Annotated in this window: 16 protein-coding genes and 1 pseudogene; 7 read left to right on the plus strand and 10 right to left on the minus strand. The window is 65.1% G+C overall.

What is annotated here, in order from left to right; all coding sequences use genetic code 11:
* Window positions 1-32 precede the first annotated feature (32 nt).
* Window positions 33-386 carry a CHY zinc finger protein gene (locus tag F0M17_RS13310; RefSeq protein ID WP_038991595.1) on the plus strand — a complete coding sequence of 118 codons (354 nt, stop codon included), beginning with the start codon at window positions 33-35 and terminating at the stop codon, window positions 384-386.
* On the opposite strand, the gene F0M17_RS13315 is transcribed toward F0M17_RS13310, so the two are convergent.
* The 3 genes from F0M17_RS13315 to F0M17_RS13325 all read right to left on the minus strand — a co-directional run bounded on the left by F0M17_RS13315 (window position 383) and on the right by F0M17_RS13325 (window position 4094).
* Window positions 383-832, minus strand: a complete 450-nt coding sequence (locus F0M17_RS13315) for a universal stress protein (RefSeq protein WP_052253793.1) — start codon at window positions 830-832, stop codon at window positions 383-385. The genes F0M17_RS13310 and F0M17_RS13315 overlap by 4 nt on opposite strands.
* 46 nt (window positions 833-878) lie before the next feature.
* Complete coding sequence (locus F0M17_RS13320; RefSeq protein ID WP_149597278.1) at window positions 879-2090, minus strand: NAD(P)/FAD-dependent oxidoreductase; 1212 nt, start codon at window positions 2088-2090, stop codon at window positions 879-881.
* 120 nt (window positions 2091-2210) lie between these two features.
* Window positions 2211-4094, minus strand: coding sequence for a BCCT family transporter (locus F0M17_RS13325; protein WP_073707881.1), 1884 nt, complete (start codon window positions 4092-4094; stop codon window positions 2211-2213).
* Between the two features lie 257 nt (window positions 4095-4351).
* Between F0M17_RS13325 and F0M17_RS13330 the strand changes: the two genes are divergently transcribed.
* Together F0M17_RS13330 and F0M17_RS13335 are read left to right on the plus strand one after the other, a co-directional pair.
* Entirely contained in the window at window positions 4352-5533 is a 1182-nt protein-coding gene (locus F0M17_RS13330; RefSeq protein WP_149597279.1) for a S8 family serine peptidase, read from the plus strand.
* A gap of 4 nt (window positions 5534-5537) precedes the next feature.
* Window positions 5538-5771, plus strand: a complete 234-nt coding sequence (locus tag F0M17_RS13335) for a hypothetical protein (protein WP_038991591.1) — start codon at window positions 5538-5540, stop codon at window positions 5769-5771.
* Here the strand turns inward: F0M17_RS13335 and purU are convergent.
* From purU to glyA, 6 genes are all read right to left on the minus strand, one after another.
* Window positions 5768-6628 carry a formyltetrahydrofolate deformylase gene (gene purU / locus F0M17_RS13340; protein ID WP_149597280.1) on the minus strand — a complete coding sequence of 287 codons (861 nt, stop codon included), beginning with the start codon at window positions 6626-6628 and terminating at the stop codon, window positions 5768-5770. The genes F0M17_RS13335 and purU overlap by 4 nt on opposite strands.
* 174 nt (window positions 6629-6802) lie before the next feature.
* Complete coding sequence (gene soxG, locus F0M17_RS13345; RefSeq protein WP_149597281.1) at window positions 6803-7411, minus strand: sarcosine oxidase subunit gamma family protein; 609 nt, start codon at window positions 7409-7411, stop codon at window positions 6803-6805.
* Window positions 7404-10301: a sarcosine oxidase subunit alpha family protein gene (locus F0M17_RS13350; protein ID WP_149597282.1), complete on the minus strand. Its 2898-nt coding sequence runs from the start codon at window positions 10299-10301 to the stop codon at window positions 7404-7406. The genes soxG and F0M17_RS13350 overlap by 8 nt, the downstream gene beginning before the upstream one ends.
* Entirely contained in the window at window positions 10298-10597 is a 300-nt protein-coding gene (locus tag F0M17_RS13355; RefSeq protein WP_038991587.1) for a sarcosine oxidase subunit delta, read from the minus strand. Before F0M17_RS13355 ends, F0M17_RS13350 begins: the two co-directional genes overlap by 4 nt.
* A gap of 11 nt (window positions 10598-10608) precedes the next feature.
* The gene (locus F0M17_RS13360; protein WP_038991586.1) at window positions 10609-11826 is read right to left on the minus strand and encodes a sarcosine oxidase subunit beta family protein; all 1218 of its coding nucleotides are present in this window, start codon (window positions 11824-11826) and stop codon (window positions 10609-10611) included.
* 2 nt (window positions 11827-11828) lie between these two features.
* On the minus strand, window positions 11829-13145 hold the full coding sequence (gene glyA / locus F0M17_RS13365) for a serine hydroxymethyltransferase (protein ID WP_128469153.1): 1317 nt from the start codon (window positions 13143-13145) through the stop codon (window positions 11829-11831).
* Window positions 13146-13295: 150 nt separating this feature from the next.
* On the opposite strand from glyA, the gene F0M17_RS13370 reads away from it, so the two are divergent.
* Complete coding sequence (locus tag F0M17_RS13370; RefSeq protein WP_038991784.1) at window positions 13296-13955, plus strand: GntR family transcriptional regulator; 660 nt, start codon at window positions 13296-13298, stop codon at window positions 13953-13955.
* A gap of 120 nt (window positions 13956-14075) precedes the next feature.
* A pseudogene (locus tag F0M17_RS13375) lies at window positions 14076-14264 on the plus strand (IS1380 family transposase); the annotation flags it as partial.
* 216 nt (window positions 14265-14480) lie between these two features.
* On the opposite strand, the gene F0M17_RS13380 reads toward F0M17_RS13375, so the two are convergent.
* Window positions 14481-16013, minus strand: a complete 1533-nt coding sequence (locus tag F0M17_RS13380; RefSeq protein WP_149597283.1) for a PucR family transcriptional regulator ligand-binding domain-containing protein — start codon at window positions 16011-16013, stop codon at window positions 14481-14483.
* Window positions 16014-16203: 190 nt separating this feature from the next.
* Between F0M17_RS13380 and F0M17_RS13385 the strand changes: the two genes are divergently transcribed.
* Together F0M17_RS13385 and F0M17_RS13390 are read left to right on the plus strand one after the other, a co-directional pair.
* Entirely contained in the window at window positions 16204-17814 is a 1611-nt protein-coding gene (locus tag F0M17_RS13385) for a cytosine permease (RefSeq protein WP_149597284.1), read from the plus strand.
* An 83-nt stretch (window positions 17815-17897) separates the two neighbouring features.
* Complete coding sequence (locus F0M17_RS13390; RefSeq protein WP_210416647.1) at window positions 17898-18362, plus strand: nucleoside deaminase; 465 nt, start codon at window positions 17898-17900, stop codon at window positions 18360-18362.
* The last annotated feature ends 121 nt before the right edge of the window (window positions 18363-18483 follow it).

The raw sequence follows: 18483 nt of genomic DNA on the forward strand, positions 1-18483 counted from the left end.
ACATGGCATGGCCACTCGCGGAAGGGTTGACGATGACAGCTTGGGAAAACGCAGGGCACCAGGTCGCGTTGCGCGGCGTGCGCATGGATGCGCACACCCGCTGCGCCCACTACCACTCGCTGATCGATGTAATTGCGCTGAAGCACCACTGCTGCGGCATCTACTATCCCTGCCACCTATGCCATGGCGAACTGGCCGGCCACGAGGCCATGCCGTGGCCGGCGGACAAATTCGATGAGCCTGCGGTGCTCTGCGGGGTCTGCAGCACGCAGCTGAGCCCCGCCCAATATCTGGAAGCCGATTCCTGCCCGAACTGCCAGGCTCTGTTCAATCCCGGCTGCAAGGCGCATCGGCACCTGTACTTCGAGGCGGATTCAGGATCCTAGTCCCACGGCAGCTCGTTCTCCTCTGCAGGCTGTTGCGGAACCACCAGCACCGGCCGATGCTGCTTGTGGGCCAGCGCCACGGCAATCGAGCCGTCGAGCAGCTGGGCCATCTTGCTGCGGATCCCCGGACGGCGGGTGCCGATGACGATCATCTGCGCATCCAGCTGCTCCGCCACCGCCGCCAGCACCTTGGCCGGTTCACCGGGCACCGTATAGCTCTCGAACTCCACGCCGGTCACCACCGAAGCGATTTCCCAAGCGAGCTCCTCGGAGACGGGATCTGCCGAGGCCAGCAAGTCGCCTTCGGACAGCTTGTCGGTAATCAGTCGTCCGTAATCTGCATGGATGCACACCAATCGTGCGTCCAGTCCGCGAGCCAGCGAGGCGGCCGCCGCCAATACCGCCGGCGACATGCCTTTTTCCACGCCCACGACCATGGTGCTCATCAGCTATTCCTGCTTTCCTAATCGGTCCATTCCTTGCTGAAAAATCCTAGAGATCGCCAAGCTCGATGCCCGTATCCGCCAGGCGTTCGGCTGGAATCTCGCGGCCCACCAATTCGCGCAGCTGATCATTGACATCCCAGATGTTCACATTGGCTGCCGCCGTGATCCGTTCGCCGTCCTGCCAGAACAGCAAAAATTCCCCGCTCTCCACAGAGCCGCGGACGACCGAGGTGTCATCGGGCGAATTGTGTCCCACATATTCCATCCCCAGATCGAACTGGTCGGTGAAGAAATACGGGAGCCAGTCGTAGGATTCTTCCTCGCCCATCAGCGTCGCGGCCGCGAGCTTTCCCTGGCGGATCGCATTGTCCCAGTGCTCCACGCGCAGCTGCCGGCGCAGCCTGGTATTGAAAGCCTGGGCGATATCCCCCACCGCGAGAATCTTGGAGTTGCTGGTGCGCAGCGACGCATCCACGATGACTCCCGAATCCACCTCCAGCCCGGCAGTCTCGGCCAGTTGCAGGTTGGGGCGGGCGCCGATGGCCAGCAGCACCACGTCGGCACGCGAAGACCCGGCATCGGAAAGCACCTGCAGGTGCCCGTCAACCTGCTCGATGCCCTGGGCCCGCGCGGTGCGCACATCCACGCCATGGCGTTGGTGCAGTTCCAGCAGGTAGTGCCCGAAGCGTTCGCCGAAGACCTTGGCCAGTGGCACCTCGGAGGGAGAATAAACGGTGACGCGCGCACCGCGCTGGCGTGCGGTGGCAGCGACTTCCATGCCGATCCAGCCCGAACCGATGACCGCCACCTGCGCGCCCTCGGTCAGTTCTGCGCGCAGCGACTTCGCATCTGCCAGGGTGCGCAGCACGTGCACGCCTGGCAGGTCATAGCCGGGCATCGGATTCTCGCCGCCCACACTGGCCCGCGAACCGGTCGCCAAAACCAGCTGGTCGTAGTCCACCGCGCTGCCATCGGCCAGCAGCACCTGCTGCTTGCCGGTCTCCGCGCTGATTGCGGCGGTTCCCAGCCGGAGGGTGACCTCCTGCGCTGCGTACCACTGCGCGTCATGCACGGTGAAGTCTTCTGGCTCGTCATTGCCCTGCAAGAAGCCCTTGGACAGGGGCGGACGCTCATAGGGCAGGTGCGATTCCTCGCCAATCAGGGTGATCGGGCCGGCATGTCCCCGCTCGCGTAGTGCTGCCACCGTACTGGCGGCGGCAAGCCCGGCACCAACGATGACTATCGACTCCTGGTCCATGGAATAACCCCTCTGCTTCCCGCCGCGGTGACGGCCCGCGGCCAGTGGATAGTGCTTGTCACCTTGATCCTCACACCCCGATGCCCTGCTTGGCAAGGCATCGGGGGCCAGGCCACGGACCTAGTCGTCACTTGGCTTCACGTGCCGGGATTTTGCTTCTGATTCCACGCGCTTGCCGAAGATCCCGCGCGTGCGCGAGACCCGGTAGTCGATACGGTCATCGACGTAGCGGCGCAGTTCGGGCTGCTCGTCCAAGGCGCCCCACAGCTCATCGGAGACGTGCTCGGTGACCCGCGCCAGCCGGCGCTTCTGCTCGATGACTTCCAAGGCCCGGCTTTCATGGCGCAACCCCTTGATCGTGGCCACCGACATCATGATCATGATGATACTGAATGGCAAGGCCGTGGCCAGCGAACCGGCCTGCAGCGCCTGCAGCCCGCCGGCCACCAGCAAGGCAGCGGCCAGCACGCCTTCGAGCACCGCCCACAGCACCCTGGACCAGGTCGGCGGGTTCGGGTGCCCGCCGGAGGCGAGCATGTCGACCACCAGCGAGCCGGAGTCCGAAGAGGTGATGAAGAAGATCGCGACCAGCAAGATCGCCACCACCGACAGGATCGAACCCAGCGGCAAGGCTTCAAGCACCTGGAACAGCGACCCCTCCGCGGAGACCGCGCCATCCTCGACCATATCCCCGGCGCCGAAGAACTGGCGGTACAGCCCCGAGCCGCCCATGACCGAGAACCAGAGGAAACCGACTATGGTCGGCACCAGCAGCACGCCGGTGACGAACTGGCGCACGGTACGCCCGCGCGAAATGCGGGCGATGAAGATGCCCACGAACGGTGCCCAGGCGATCCACCAGCCCCAGTAGAAGACCGTCCAGCTGGAGAACCAGGTGGCCGATTCCTCACCCTGCTGGAAGGCACCCACGTCGAAGGTCATGTTCATGAAGTTGGCCAGGTACACGCCCAGGGACTGCACGAAATTCTGGAACAGGAACAGCGTCGGGCCCAGCAGCAGCACGCTGATCATCAGCAGGCCTGCCATGGACAGGTTGATGTTCGACAGCCACTTGATCCCGGCGCCCAGGCCGCTGACCACGCTCATGGTGGCTAGGAACGTGATGACCACGATCAGGATGACCAGCAGCGTGTTATCCACCGAACCGACCAGTCCGATCGCCTTCATGCCCGAGCTGATCTGCTGCACGCCCAGGCCCAGCGAGGTGGCCACGCCGAACACCGTGCCGAAGATGGCCAGTACATCAATCACATCTCCCAGCCAGCCCTTGACCCGATCTCCCAGGATCGGTTCTAGCGCCCAACGGATGGACACCGGGCGCCCGCGGCGGTGGATCGCGTAGGCCAAAGCCAAGCCGATCACCGCGTAGATGGCCCACGGGTGCAGGCCCCAGTGGATGAAGGTCTGCGCCATGGCCAGTCCGGCCAGCTCCGATTCGCTGCCTTCCCAACCCGGCTTCGGATCCACGGTGGCGTACATCAGAGGTTCGCCGACCCCGTAGAAGACCAGACCAATGCCCATGCCGGCGGCGAAGAGCATCGCGAACCAGCTGAACAAGCCGAATTCGGGTTTCTCTCCGTCATTGCCCAGGGTGATCCGCCCGAGCTTGGAGAAGCCGATGGCGATCACCAGCGCCACAAAGCCGCCGATGATCAGCATGTAGTACCAGCCCAGGTTGGCTACGATCCAGTTCTGCACGGCGTTGAAAGTCGTGTCCGCCGCATTGGGCGCGAGGATCGCGAAGACCGCCACAGCCAGGATCACCAGCAGCGCCGGCCAGAAGACCGCAGGGGCGATCCCGCCCTTGCCTAGGCGCACGCCCTGCCGGCGCAGCTTCGCGGTGATCTGCTCGTCGGTGTCGTCCTCGGCAATGTGCATGTGCACCGGGATCGGCGCGGTATGCGGGGATGCTTCCAGCACAGCATTTGCGTGCTGCCCATTATCTGCTTCGGGAGGTTCAACTTCGTCAATGTTCTTCGTCATGGTCCAGGCTCCTTCACTCAGAGAAATGCCCTAGGACTTCCACCCTTGTTCTTTCGCCGCGAAGATTCAAGTGGCCAGCGAAGAATAGTGACTTCTTTCTGCCCGTCGGGCATCGCCGGGCCGTGCGCCGCGGTTGCTGTGCGCTGCATAGGTGCTTGTTGCCAAGCATGGCAGTTTGTCCATGCCGCCGGGTACAGTGCGAGGTACCTCGTAGGCCTTGGCATGAAAGCCTCTCGGAACCAGTAAGGAGCCCCGTCATGTACAGCAACCAGATCCGTCAAGCGGCCGTCGCCGAAATTCCCAACCGCTACGTCTTGGTCTTCGACCGGCAGGAATCCGGAGCCCCGGGCATCGCAGCAGCCCAGCGCGAATCAGAACTTCCGCAGCTGCTGGCTGAACAGGGCTATTCCAGTACCGAGTACTTCCCGATGCTGGGCATCGCTGTGGTCACCAGCTCGGCTGACCAGCTTGAGGACTTCCGCCAGCGCTGCGCAGGGCACAAGCTGCCAGCCTCGGTGGTACCCGAGCTGGTCTACCGGATCCTGCCCGACGCCCCGGCCGCTACGGACTCCTATGCGGACACCGGCCAACTCACCTGGGGCCTGCAGGCCGTAGGCGCTTCGCTTTCGGGCTACACCGGCAAGGGCATCAACGTGGCCGTCTTGGATACCGGTTTTGACAGTGCGCATCCGGACTTCGCAGGCCGCACGGTGACCGCCAAGTCCTTTGTCGCAGGCGAGGACGCCACTGACGGCCATGGACATGGCACCCACTGCATCGGCAGCGCCTGCGGTCCGCGCGAACCGCAGCAGAGTCCGGGCTACGGGGTCGCCTCGGAAGCCAATATATTCGCTGGAAAGGTGCTGGGCGCCGATGGCTCAGGTTCGGACTCCACGATCCTGGCCGGCATCAACTGGGCACTGGAAAACAAGTGCGAGGTCATCTCCATGTCGCTTGGTGCTGATGTGAGAACTGTGCACCCACCCTATGTCACTGCCGGACGCCGCGCCTTGGAGCTGGGCTCCTTGATCGTGGCGGCCGCCGGAAATAATGCACAGCGCTCTGCCGGGAACCCGGGATTCGTCGGCGCACCGGCCAACAGCCCGTACATCATGGCCGTAGCGGCTTTGGACTCGAAGCTGGCCGTGGCGGACTTCTCGGCCCAGGCGTTGGACACCGACGGCGGCGAGGTGGATATTGCAGGCCCCGGCGTTGCTATCTACTCTTCGTGGCCCGGCGCCAAGCGGTACAACACCATCAGCGGCACCTCGATGGCCACCCCGCATGTGGCCGGCGTGGCAGCGCTGCTGGCCGAATCCACCGGGCTGCGTGCCCAGGAGCTGTGGGACAAGCTGCTGTCCACCTCCCGCGATATCCCGCTGCCGGCCGAGGATGCCGGAGCCGGGCTGGTCCAGGCCCCGGCCTCACAGGAAGCGTAGCGGCATGTCCGGCGCCGAAGTGCACGTCTATGTCATCACCATTTCCACCCAGCATCCGCTGGAACCGGTGGTCAGCGAACTGCAGTCCCGCGGATTGCAAGTTAAGCAGGTGCTCGCCGCCCTCGGCCAGGTAATTGGCGAGGGCAGCGAGGATGTTGCCGAGAAGTTGCGCGGCATATCGGCGGTGGAATCGGTTGATGCCCAGCAGCAATACCGGGCCTTGGATGATGATGCCTAGCGCAGGATGACCGTGCGGTTTCCGTAGAGGAAGACCCGGCCCTCGCAGTGCCAGCGCACCGCATTGGACAGCGCCTTGCACTCGGTGTCGCGGCCGGCGGCCACCAGGTCCTGCGGGCCAAAGGTATGATCCACCTCGACGACCTGCTGGGCGATGATCGGGCCCTCATCCAGCTCGGAGTTCACGTAGTGGGCGGTGGCGCCCACGGTCTTCACGCCGCGCTCCCAGGCCTGGTGGTATGGCTTGGCGCCCTTGAAGGAAGGCAGGAAGGAGTGGTGGATGTTGATCGTCTTGCCGGTCAACTCGCGCGAGAGCTCGTCGGAGAGCACCTGCATGTAGCGGGCCAAAACCACCAGCTCCGCTTCGTGCTTGGCGATCAGCGAGAGCAGCTCCGCCTCGGCCTGCGGCTTGGTCTCCTTGGAGATCGGCACATGGTAGTACGGGATGCCGTGCCACTCGACCAGCGACCGGCTGTCCGGGTGGTTGGAGACCACCGCGACGATCTCGATCGGCAATTCGCCGGTGCGGGCACGGAAGAGCAGGTCGTTGAGGCAGTGGTCGAACTTCGAGACCATGATCAGCACCTTGGTCTTCTCACCGCGTTCGCGCAGCTGCCAGTCCATCTCGAACTGCTGGGCGACCTCGGCGAATTCTGCACGCATCTGCTCCAGCAGGTCGGCCTGCCCCTCGCCGGCGAAGTCCACGCGCAGGTAGAGCCGGCCGGCCGCCATGTCGTCGAATTGCTTGAGCTCGACGATGGTGCGTTCGTGCTTCAGCAGGAATCCGGTGACCGCGTTGACGATCCCCATTCCCTCGGGGCATTGCAGGGTCAGCACGTAGCGGATTTGCTCGCTCATGATTGCTTCAGGTCCTTTCGGCTAGCGGGTTAGACAGCACTGTGCCAGAGCCGGTGTCCGAACGCCACGAACTGGCCGGATTGTTGCTGTGCATGCTTGTGCTTGCGTGTTTGCTGATACAGGCCAGTCCGGCCCCGCCCCGGCGTCGGGACGGGGCCGGATCAGCCGGTGCGGCTAGGCCACCGGTGGTACGGCGAACTCCGCCATGGCGTCGATCAGCCAGTGCACGGTGTGCTCGGTGAACGATGCGCGCGGGAAAATCCGCCAGCTGGTTTCGCCGGTGCGCCACAGCAGCACCGGAATGTTCGCCAGCGAGGTGGTGATCGCCTGGTTCACGCCGAAGGCTCGCGGGTGCAGGTCCGCCGGGCAGCTCTTGCGCAGCACCAGCGGCGCATCCGGGCCTTCCAGTTCCAGCACCGAGCGGTTGGCCGAGAGGTCGACCACCTGCCCGGGCTCATCGCCCAGGGCGGCGGCAAGCGCACCTGCCAGTTCGGCGTTCTCCGGGCTGGTGGCCAGGAACTCGTCCGGGCCCAGCCAGAGCACCGCGGTGCCCGATACGTCGCCGGCCACCTGGCCCACCGTGGCGGGCAGGCCCACGCCGGTGGCCGCGGACAGCGCCGCGTGGGCTGCCCCGCCCGGTGCGCTGCGCAGCGAGATCTGGGTGGTGAAGGCGATTTCGCGCAGGGACACGCGGCCGGCGACGCTGGCCGCGTCCATCTGGGCTGCCAGGTGCTGCGCCGGCGAGCGGCGCACGTCGGTGTCAATCAGGGTGTCGTTAGCCATCACGGCGGCTTCCTTCCGGGTCGAAGAGAACGAGTTCGGAGACCTGGACGTCGACCAGCTGGCCGCCGACCGGGGTCTTGAGCACTTCGCCGATGCGGTTGCGCCCATTCTTGATCAGCGCCAGGCCGAAGGTGCGCCCCAGGGCCGGCGAGTTGTACGAGCTGGTGACCCAGCCTTCCATCGGGGTGATGCCATCGGTGGCCAGCGCGTCGGCGGCAACCAGCGCGGCGCCTTCGGGCAGGCGCAGCGAAGAGTCCACCGGCAGCACCGAAACCAGGTGCTTGCGGTCCTCGCGCACATTGTCCTCGCGGCTGTAGGAGCGCTTGCCGACGAAGTCCTTGAGCTTGGAGACCACCCATTCCATGCCTGCATCCTGCGGGGTCACCGTGCCGTCGGTGTCCTGGCCGACGATGATGAAGCCCTTCTCGGCGCGCAGCACGTGCATGGTTTCGGTGCCGTACGGGGTGATGTTGAATTCCTCGCCGGCGGCGTACACATCTTCCCAGACGCGCAGCCCATGCCAGGCAGGGATCGCGATCTCGAAGGCCAGTTCGCCGGAGAAGGAGATGCGGCTGATCCGCGCCTCGATCCCGGAGTCCAGCACCACGTCCTTGAAGGCCATGAACTTGAAGCCCTCGTTGGACACGTCCACCGAGCTGGCCAGCTTCGCGATGACCTCGCGGGACTTCGGCCCGACCACCGCGACGGTGGCCAGCTGCTCGGTCACCGAGGTGCAGGTGACGTCCAGTTCAGGCCATTCGGTCTGCAGCCATTCTTCCAGCCAGTCCAGCACGTCGGCGGCGCCGCCGGTGGTGGTGTGCATCAGGAAGCGGTCCTCGGCCAGGCGCAGGGTCACGCCGTCGTCGAAGATCATGCCGTCGGCCTTGCACATCACGCCGTAGCGTCCCATGCCGACTTTCAGCTTGGTGTAGCCGTTGGTGTAGATGCGGTTGAGGAACTCGGCGGCGTCCTTGCCGCGGATCTCGATCTTGCCCAGCGTGGTGGCATCGAGCATGCCCACCGAAGCGCGCACCGCGGCGGATTCGCGGTAGACCGCCTCGTCCATGCTCTCGCCCGGCTGCGGGTAGTACCAGGCGCGCTTCCACTGCCCGACGTCCTCGAATTCGGCGCCGTGCTCCACATGCCAGGAGTGCATCGGGGTGATGCGTGCCGGATCCAGCAGCTGCCCGCGGGTGCGTCCGGCCAGGGCGGCGAAGGCCACCGGGGTGTACGGCGCGCGGAAGGTGGTGGTGCCGATCTGTGCCGGGTTCTCGATGCCCAGCACCGCGGCGATCACGCCGATTGCCGCGACGCCCGAGGTCTTGCCCTGGTCGTTGGCGGTGGAGATCGAGGTGTACCGCTTGATGTGCTCCACGGACTGCATGCCGGCGCCGGTGGCGCGCAGCACGTCGGCCACGGACTGGTCGCGCTGCAGATCCACGAAGTGGGTCTTGTAGTTCGCCGCGTCGTCGCCGTTCAGCGACGGCACCAGCCAGACCGGACGGGTCTCCCCGGCCGGGACGGCTACCGCCTGCGGAACTTCTGCGATGCGCTGGAAGCCTGCTGCGCTGGCTGCCGCGGCGCCGGTGGCGGCCCCGGTGCTCAGCGCACTGGCGGTGTCGAAGCGGCCAGTGACAGCGCCGGCCAGGTGCTGGTTGGCCACTGCGGCGGCCGGGACGAAGGCGTGGATCGCAGTGTCCCAGTCCAGCTTGCCCTGGCGCTGGGAGTGCAGGTGCACCACCGGGTTGAAGCCGCCGCCCACGGCCAGCACGTCGGCCTCGAAGCGCTGCGGCGCGCCGAGGTTGCGCTGCTCGTCCAGCTCGGCGACGATCACTGCCGACAGCTCGCCGGAGGCATCCGCTTCGGTGTCCACCACGACGGAGCCGGTCAGCACGGTGACCCCGGCGGCCACTGCTTCCGCGGCGGCCGCAGAGACGGTGGTGCGTGCGTCGATCACTGCAACCACCCCGCCGGTGGCTGCCAGCTCGGAGACCAGCGGGTAGACCGAGTCGTTAGTGGTGGCCACCACGATCTGCTGACCGGCGCGCACGCCGTAGCGGTTCAGGTAGCTGCGCACCGCGCCGGCGAGCATGATGCCCGGGCGGTCGTTGTTCTCGAACACGATCGGGCGCTCGTGGGCGCCGGTGGCCAGCACGACCTGCTGGGCGCGGATGTGCCAGATGCGTTCGCGGGAAATGCCGTCGCCGGCCGGCCCGTCCAGATGCACGGTGCGGCGCTGCGCGGCGATCAGGTAGTTGGCATCGTAGGAGCCGAAGACGGTGGTGCGCTGCAGGTGGGTGGTCTCCTCGGCGGCTGCCAATTCGGCGGCGACCGTGTCGATCCACGCCGCGGCGTCCACGCCGTCGATCTGCTCGCCGGCCGCATCGCGCAGGGTGCCACCGGCTTCGGCACGCTCGTCGAGCAGCATTACCCGGGCGCCGGAGCGCGAGGCCTCGCGGGCAGCGGCCAGGCCTGCAGGCCCGGCGCCGACCACCAGCACGTCGGTATGCACGTGGACGTGGTCGTAGTAGGCGGGGTCCTCGTTCGGATCCAGCACGCCCAGTCCGGAGAGCAGGGTGGCGTTCAGCGATTCGGTGACCGGGACGGTGGTGGCTGGCAGCATCGACTCGGCGATGTCCTGGCTGTGCCGGGCGTCGACGGTGATCAGCGCGTTGGGTTCCTCGACGCCGGCGGCGAAGATGCCGCGCGGGCGGTCCAGGTACAGCGAGGTGCCGCATGAACGCATCCCGTTGGCCAGCATTGCGCTGGCCACGGTGTCGCCGCGGAAGGCGGAAAGCTGCTGCCCGTTCACTCTCAGGGCCAGTGCTTCCTCGCGGTTAATGCGGGCGCCGGCGCTGTGCGCGGCGGCAATGCGCTGGGACTTGCTCATCGGGTGCCTCCTTCGGTGGCCTGGATTTCTGGACGTGCTTCGCCGGCACGGTAGACGGCTTTGAATTCATAGGTGACGGTGTCGCGCAGGGCGTTGAACCACTTGCGGCAGCCGCCGGAGTGGACCCAGCGTTCGGCGAAGATGCCCTTCTTGTTCTGCCGGTAGAACAAGTAGCGCGACCATTCCTTGTCGCTCAGCGCGTTCGGATCCTCCGGGTAGGCAACGTGGGCTTCTCCCCCGTACTTGAATTCGTTCTCGTTGCGTGGCCCGCAGTTCGGGCAATCAATCAGCATCATGGCGGTTGCTCCTAGTGTGCGACGGCTGCTGCGCCGTGCTCGTCGATGAGGTGGCCGGTTTCGAAGCGCTCCAGGCTGAACGGCTTGTTCAGCTCATGAGGCTCGTCGTGGGCGATGGTGTGCGCCATGGTGAAGCCGGCGCCCGGGGTGCCCTTGAACCCGCCGGTGCCCCAGCCGCAGTTCACGTACAGGTTCTGGATCGGGGTCTTGGAGACGATTGGCGAGGCGTCCATGGTGGTGTCCACGATGCCGCCCCAGGTGCGCAGCACGTGCGCCCGGGCGAAGATCGGGAACAGTTCCACCGCGGCGGCCATCTGCTCCTCGATCACGTGGAACGCGCCGCGCTGGCCGTAGCCGTTGTAGCTGTCGATGCCCGCGCCCATGACCAGTTCGCCCTTGTGAGCCTGGGAGACGTAGACGTGGATGTGGTTGGACATGACCACCGTCGGGTGCACCGGCTCGAACAGCTCGGAGACCAGGGCCTGCAGCGGGTGGGACTGGATGGGCAGCTCGAAGCCTGCCATTTCGGCCAGCACCGAGGAGTGCCCGGCACCGGCGAGAGCGACCTTGCCGGCATTGATGGTGCCGCGGGTGGTCTTCACGCCGGTGACCTTCTCGCCATCCTTGATGAATCCGGTGACTTCGCAGTTCTGGATGATGTCAACGCCCATTTCGTTGGCCTTGCGGGCGAACGCCCAGGCCACGTGGTCGTGCTTGGCGATGCCGGCGCGCGGCTGCCAGGTCGCGCCCATGACCGGGTAGCGGATGTTGTCGCTCACGTTGATGATCGGGCAGGCTTCCTTGACCTGCGATGGGTCCAGCCATTCGGCGTCCACGCCGTTGAGCTTGTTGGCCTCCACGCGGCGCACTGATTCACGCACATCCCCGAGGGTGTGGGCCAGGTTCATCACGCCGCGCTGGGAGAACAGGAAGTCGTATTCCAGGTCCTCGGGCAGCTGTTCCCACAGCTTCAGTGACTTCTCGTAGATGCCTGCCGACTCGTCCCAGAGGTAGTTGGAACGGATGATGGTGGTGTTGCGGGCCATGTTCCCGCCGGCCAGCCAGCCCTTTTCCAGTACCGCCACATTGGTGATGCCATGGTTCTTGGCCAGGAAGTAGGCGGTGGCCAGGCCGTGCCCGCCGCCGCCGACGATGACTACGTCGTAGGACTTCTTCGGTTCCGGATTGTTCCAGAGGAATTCCGGGTGTTCTGGGAGCAAATCAGCCATGATTATTCCGCTACTTTCTTGAGATTCGGGTAGAGTGGGTGGGCTTCAGCCAACGCCAGAACACGTTCCTTCAGCTCTGGCAGTGCAGCCGTATTGCCGTCGGCACCAGCGATCAGGGTCTGTGCAATGATCTCCGCAACCTCAGCAAACGCAGCCTCGGAGAAGCCACGGGTCGCCAATGCCGGAGTACCAATGCGCAGGCCCGAGGTGACCATCGGCGGACGCGGATCAAACGGAACCGAGTTGCGGTTCACGGTGATCTCCACCTGCGCCAAGAGGTCTTCAGCCTGCTGGCCGTCCAACTCGCTGTTGCGCAGATCCACCAGCACCAGGTGCACATCGGTGCCACCGGTCAGCACGCTGATGCCCTTGGCAACAACGTCTTCCCGGGTCAAACGCTCAGCCAAGATCTTCGACCCAGCCAAGGTACGCTCCTGGCGCTCCTTGAACTCCGGCGACCCAGCAATCTTGAACGCCACAGCCTTGCCCGCGATCACATGCTCCAACGGACCACCCTGCTGGCCAGGGAACACCGCCGAATTCAGCTTCTTCGCAATCTCCGCATCATTCGAGAGAATGATGCCGCCACGCGGACCAGCCAACGTCTTGTGCGTCGTGGAGGTCACCACGTGGGCATGCGGCACCGGCGACGGGTGCAACCCGGCGGCCACCAGGCCAGCGAAGTGCGCCATATCCACGAACAGGTACGCGCCGACCTTGTCGGCAATCTCGCGGAAGCGCTTGAAATCCAGCTGGCGAGGGTACGCCGACCAGCCGGCAACAATCATCTTCGGCTGGTGCTCAACCGCAAGGCGCTCCACCTCATCCATGTCCACCTGGTAGGTTTCCTCATCCACGCCGTAAGGCACGATGTTGAACAAGCGGCCCGAGAAGTTCAGCTTCATCCCGTGGGTCAAATGGCCACCGTGGTTCAGGTTCAACCCGAGGACGGTATCGCCCGGGCGCACCAGCGCGTGGTACACCGAGGCGTTGGCCTGCGCACCGGAATGCGGCTGCACGTTCGCGAACTTCGCCCCGAACAACTCCTTGAGGCGCTCGATCGCCAACGTCTCGATGACGTCGACTTCCTCGCAGCCGCCGTAGTAGCGGCGGCCCGGGTAGCCCTCGGCGTACTTGTTGGTCAGCACCGAACCCTGCGCCTGCATAATGGCCTGGGCCGTGTGGTTCTCCGAGGCGATCATTTCCAGGCCGCGCTGCTGGCGAGCCAGCTCAGCGTCAATGCGCTGCGCCACCTCCGGGTCGAGATGCGCGAGGTCTGCGGTCAGGGAATCTGCCGCGAGTGTTGAAGCTTGTGCCATTGCCCATTCCTAAATGTATGAATTGCCGACAACTGATATATCAATCTGCAATTCACTGTATGATGGAACTCACACCCCGGTCAATGGGTAACCGAAAATATTTCAGCACGCAGTAACCCTGCGGAACAGAGCAAAGAAATCGGAGTCAGGATGACAATCACCACGCAGCTCCCCCTGGGTGCCGAATCGATGGCTGAGCGCGCCTACCAGGTCTTGCGCGACCGGCTCATCATGATGGACATCGCCCCCGGTGACCCGATCAACGAAGCCCAGCTGGTCGCCGAGCTCGGAATCGGTCGCACTCCCCTACGCGAAGCGCTCAAGCGCCTGGAGGTCGACCACCTGGTGCAGTCCTACCCGCGCCGCGGCACCTTCGCTAGCCGCGTGGATATCACCGAACTAGCTGATATCACCGAAGTCCGGCAGGCCCTCGAGCCTTTGGCCGCGGCCAAAGCCGCCACGCTCCAGGGAGGCAGCGCGCGGGCTGGCATCCAGGCCAGCCTGGAGGCGGTCCAGCAGCTCTCGGGCGAAAATCTGCGACGTACGCTCATGGAAAACGACCTCGAAGTGCACCGGCTGATCTACCAGGCAGCCGGCAACCATCATCTGGAGCAGACGCTGATCCGCTTGGATAATCTGGCCACTCGTATCTGGTGCATGGCGCTGGATCGCCTGCCCAGTATCGATGAGCACATCGGCGAGCACGTAGCATTGCTCCAGGCGATTCTCGATGGCCACGCGCAACGCGCGCAAGAACTGGCCCGGGAGCATATCGTCCATTTCGAGAAGTCGGTTCGGTCCGTTCTCTAGCCCGGGGTTTTTCATGACGATGCCGGCCATAAACTGACTCAAAGGAAGAAGAGGTGCCCTGAACTGGGAAACAGGAGTTATTGAAGCTCTAAATCACCGGATCGAAGGATCACATCTTCCGTGAACCCTCCCACCCAACTTTTCCCTGCCTTTCCGACCCAACTCACCGGCCAAGACCTGGTCTCCCACGCAGGACTGACAGTGCTGACCAGTTTCCTAGACGCCTTGATTTTCCGCAGGCTCTGCGAGGACCGGTTCAGCCAGTTCGGGCAAGCCACCGCAACCCACCGGCCAGGAAAAATCCTTGGCGTATGGCGGCATGGTGAGCTGGCCGCTTGAATGGGTGGTTCCTGTTCTCTTATTTCTCAAGTTCTGAAAGGACTCTGTTTGGTCCGGGTGCGTGGAGCCTGGCGATCCGCGCAGGTGGCTTCGTCGCTCTTCGGCGTGGACAGAGTCAGGAACGGCCACCGGGAATCCATGGTAGAGGACTTCGGTGGACGTTGGATGGCTGATGAAAAATTTGGGCTAGGTCGCCACCCGCGGCGCACGCCCGTGCTGCGGCCTCCCCATGGCCAGCCGGCAGGCCAAATGCACCTGCAGGAGCCGGCCGCCTTCACGCGGGTCGCCGCCGAGGAGCGCAAAGATCCTTGCCAGGCGCTTATGCAGCGTCTGGCGCTCCAGATAAAGCTGATGGGCGGCATGCGTTGTATTGCATCCGGCATCGAGCCACGCCAGCAGCGTGGCCAGCAGCACGCTGCCGCGCTGGTCCTCGTGCTGCAGCAGGTTCCCCACCTGCTCCGCAATGAAATGCTCCAGATCCTCCTGGTGCCCGAACTTCGCAGCCAGGCGTTCCAGCGCATAGTCCGATGCATCGCGCACCCTGCCCTGGTCCGGGGTGAATTCGGGAAATGATTCCAAGACCAGCGCCTCAGCCAGGGACCAATGCGCGCGCCAGATCCCTTCGGCCACCGGGCCAGCGCAGCATTCAACCGACAGTCCCGCCAGGCAACGGCGCAGGCTGGCGATTGCTTCCCGCCGGGCCCCGCGCGGATCGCTTGGGGCGAGCACCAGCAGCGCATAGAGCCGCCCGCTTTCCAGGTAGGTGCGGATCGAGGGCAGCGCCTGGTGCAGCTGGCGCTCGATGCTGCCGCGGATCCTGGCCATGTCATAGCTCTGGAACACCAGCAGCATCACCGGCTCGTCGCTGCCGATCTGCGCCTGCCGCGCCAAGTCAGCCACGAAGTGCCCGCCGGCGCCGTTGACGATGGCCTGCAGCAGCGACGTGTTGGCCACCTGCACCGCGCTCGGCCGGTAGTGCTGGGCATAGGCTAGGCCGACGATGCTGCCCAGCCGTTCGGCCACCAGCTCCAGCCGCTCGGAGGACACCGACTCGGAGCCGGCGAGCACCAGCCGGGCCGCGGTATCGCTGCCGACAAACAGGTCCGTGGCTACCTCAATCACTTCGGCCTGCGCCGCGCCGGCCCCGGCCGCCGGACTGGATTCGGCAATCATCCGGCCGCCCAAATCCTCCAGCACCGCGCGCGATCCCAGCGCCTTCTCGATCATTTCCAGCAGCTGCCGCAAGTTGGGTCCAGCCGAGGCCATGTGCTTGGCCAGCAGCTGGGAGATCTCGTCGGCCTGCTGCAGCGCCGAGGCCTGTTCGGAGACGATGCGGCGGTTGATCTTCTCGGCCAGCTCCACGAAGGGCACGGTGGCCTCCAGCCGGTAGAGCGGCAGCCCGAGCTGCTGGGCATGCTCGATGAACCGCTCAGGGATCCTGGTTTCCGGAACCAGCGGCTCGAGCACCAGCGCCGCCACGCCGCGCTCGGACAGCGAATCCAGATAGGCCAGCTGCGCCTCGGGCTTCAGGTGGAAAACGGCTTCCCCGGTCGTGAGCAGCAGCTCGTTGCCGTGCAGCAGGCCGGCAATCTGCACCACCTCGCTGGGATGCACCCACCGCACCTGGGCGGACTGGACGGACTGTGCACCGGCCAGCAGCTTCGGCTTGGCGCTGCGAAACAAATGGTCATCCACGACAGCGGACAGCGGGACCAGCATCGGAGCTCCTTTGGCGATGGGCAGGTTGACTAGACGGATTTCACTGAGGCGACAGTTCGTCGCCCGAATTCGGTAAATACAGGACAGATTGAATGTATCGCCAATCACACTCGATCTCTAGGCTTTGAATGACCCCACTTCGAACCACCTAGAACTGCCGCACGCTCGCAGCAGCCTGAAAAGAGGCGATATGGACTCGCAACATCCGCAAGGTTCCGAACAAGCCACCCACGAGGTCGAGGACTCCCTCCAGCCGATCCCGGAATCGGTGCGCACCACCAAGCTCTCGGGCCAATTCTGGATCTGGGCCGGCGCCAACGTGGCACCGATCAACTGGATCCTCGGAGCCCTGGGCATCCAGCTCGGGCTGGGCTTCGCCGATACCGTCACCGTGCTGGTTGTCGGCAACGTCATCGGCATGCTGGGCTTCGGCTGCTTCGTGTTGCTCGGCCAGAAGACCGGCGCGACCGGCATGCTGCTGGCCCGAGGCGCCTTCGGCCGGCGCGGCGCCTACCTGCCGGCGGCCATCCAAGCGGTCATCGCCATCGGCTGGTCCGCCATCAACACCTGGGTCATCCTCGACCTGGTGCTGGCACTCTTCGGCAAGATCGGCTGGGTCGATCCGGCGCAGGAAAACATGCTCATCCGCATCGCCGTCGCTGCGGTGATCATGACCCTGCAGGTGATCATCTGCTACCGCGGCTACCGCGCCATCTCGCGCTTCGAACGCCTGACCATGCCGCCGACCGTGATCGTGCTGATTGCCATGTCGATCATCGCTTGGACCCAGCTGGACATCGACTGGGGCTACGCCGGCCCGGAAGGCGCCGTGCTGACCGGGATGCCGCGCATTGCCGCAATGAGCTCGATCATGACCGCCATCGGCATTGGCTGGGGCATCGGCTGGTTCACCTACGCTCCAGACTACTCGCGCTTCGTTTCCAAGAGCATCAAGCCGCACAAGCTGTACATCGTCTCGGTGCTCGGCCAGTTCCTGCCCGTGGTCTGGCTCGGCGTGCTCGGCGCCTCGCTGGCAACCAAGCACGGCACCGCCGATCCGGGAGAACTGGTGGTCGAGAGCTTCGGCGCCCTGTCCATCCCGGTGATCCTGCTGGTCATCCACGGGCCGATTGCCACGAACATCATCAATATGTATACCTTCGGCGTGGCCGTGCAGGCCCTGGACATCCAGGTCTCGCGCAAGAAGATCTCCATCCTGGTCGGCGTGCTGGCCATGGGTGCGGTGATCGCCTTCCTCTACGCCCATGATTTCGCCGAACTGCTGCACAACTTCATCGCCTCCATTGCGGCCTGGGTCGCCACCTGGGGCGGCATCATGGCGGTGCACTACTTCATCTTCGAGCGCAAGCACAAGGACTTCTCCTACCTGTTCCTCGATCCGAAGTCCTCACGCCTGAAGTCGGTCAACTGGTCGGCGTTCGTCGCCTTCGCCGCCGGCATCGTGATGACCTGGATGTGCATGTACGGCTCGGTTCCCGCGCTGCAGGGCCCGATCGCCAGCGCCGTGGGAGGCATCGACTTCTCCTGGCTGGGCGGTACGCTCACCAGCGCCGCGGTCTACTTCGCCCTGGGCTACCCGCGCTTCCGCGCCCGGATCAACGCCGGGGTCCCGCTGGGGCTCAAGATGGACCTGCCCGAGGGTGAATTCATCAAGGAGTTCGGCAGCGCCGAGGACTTGCGCAAGGAGCAGCGCGTGGCCGGCGAGCAGCTCCCGGCCAGCAGGCCGGCTGCCCGTCCCGAACCAGATGCCGCGCCGGATAAAGCCCCGGTCGGCAGCTAACCTGCTGGAATAGAATAATCGCCTGGCGCCGCTTCCGGAATCCCGGAAGCGGCGCCAGGCACGTTGATAGAAAGGACGACACGATGACCCAGGAAATGATGGACAAGGCCGGCTACGAGGCGGCCCTGCAGGCTGCGCGCGCCGGCGCTGCCGAAGGCGGCGTGCCGATCGGCTCCAGCCTGGCCGGAGCGGAAGGAGTCATCGCGGCCGGGCACAACCGGCGGGTGCAGCAGGGCGACCCGACCGCGCATGCCGAGATCGACGCCCTGCGCGCGGCCGGGCGGCGCAGCAGCTACCGCGACCTGACCCTGTACACCACGCTGGCTCCCTGCGCCCTATGCTCCGGGGCCATTGTCCTGTTCAAGATCCCGCGGGTGATCGTCGGCGAGGACCGCACCTTCGGCGGGGAGATCGCCTGGCTGCGCGAGCGCGGCGTGCAGGTCGAGGTCCTTCAGGACCAGCGCGCCGAAGCGCTGATGGAGCGCTTCATCGCCGAGCACCCCGAAATCTGGAACGAAGATATTGCCGAGGGACCAGCCAGAAGCTGACCGCTTCATCGCGCCGCGCAAGTTCGGGCGATCACTGGCGGCCCGCGGCGGAGTTCTCCACCGCGGGGCCGCAGGTCGCGAAAGGAATTCAGCAGTTATTGGCAATTAACACTCTTGACTG

The sequence above is a fragment of the Glutamicibacter sp. ZJUTW genome (genome assembly GCF_008370855.1).
GTDB lineage: Bacteria > Actinomycetota > Actinomycetes > Actinomycetales > Micrococcaceae > Glutamicibacter > Glutamicibacter nicotianae.

Coding starts and splice junctions, on each gene's coding strand:
- F0M17_RS13310 (WP_038991595.1), top strand. CDS start 33: ATGACAGCTTGGGAAAACGCAGGGCACCAGGTCGCGTTGCGCGGCGTG.
- F0M17_RS13315 (WP_052253793.1), bottom strand. CDS start 832: ATGAGCACCATGGTCGTGGGCGTGGAAAAAGGCATGTCGCCGGCGGTA.
- F0M17_RS13320 (WP_149597278.1), bottom strand. CDS start 2,090: ATGGACCAGGAGTCGATAGTCATCGTTGGTGCCGGGCTTGCCGCCGCC.
- F0M17_RS13325 (WP_073707881.1), bottom strand. CDS start 4,094: ATGACGAAGAACATTGACGAAGTTGAACCTCCCGAAGCAGATAATGGG.
- F0M17_RS13330 (WP_149597279.1), top strand. CDS start 4,352: ATGTACAGCAACCAGATCCGTCAAGCGGCCGTCGCCGAAATTCCCAAC.
- F0M17_RS13335 (WP_038991591.1), top strand. CDS start 5,538: ATGTCCGGCGCCGAAGTGCACGTCTATGTCATCACCATTTCCACCCAG.
- purU (WP_149597280.1), bottom strand. CDS start 6,628: ATGAGCGAGCAAATCCGCTACGTGCTGACCCTGCAATGCCCCGAGGGA.
- soxG (WP_149597281.1), bottom strand. CDS start 7,411: ATGGCTAACGACACCCTGATTGACACCGACGTGCGCCGCTCGCCGGCG.
- F0M17_RS13350 (WP_149597282.1), bottom strand. CDS start 10,301: ATGAGCAAGTCCCAGCGCATTGCCGCCGCGCACAGCGCCGGCGCCCGC.
- F0M17_RS13355 (WP_038991587.1), bottom strand. CDS start 10,597: ATGATGCTGATTGATTGCCCGAACTGCGGGCCACGCAACGAGAACGAA.
- F0M17_RS13360 (WP_038991586.1), bottom strand. CDS start 11,826: ATGGCTGATTTGCTCCCAGAACACCCGGAATTCCTCTGGAACAATCCG.
- glyA (WP_128469153.1), bottom strand. CDS start 13,145: ATGGCACAAGCTTCAACACTCGCGGCAGATTCCCTGACCGCAGACCTC.
- F0M17_RS13370 (WP_038991784.1), top strand. CDS start 13,296: ATGACAATCACCACGCAGCTCCCCCTGGGTGCCGAATCGATGGCTGAG.
- F0M17_RS13380 (WP_149597283.1), bottom strand. CDS start 16,013: ATGCTGGTCCCGCTGTCCGCTGTCGTGGATGACCATTTGTTTCGCAGC.
- F0M17_RS13385 (WP_149597284.1), top strand. CDS start 16,204: ATGGACTCGCAACATCCGCAAGGTTCCGAACAAGCCACCCACGAGGTC.
- F0M17_RS13390 (WP_210416647.1), top strand. CDS start 17,898: ATGACCCAGGAAATGATGGACAAGGCCGGCTACGAGGCGGCCCTGCAG.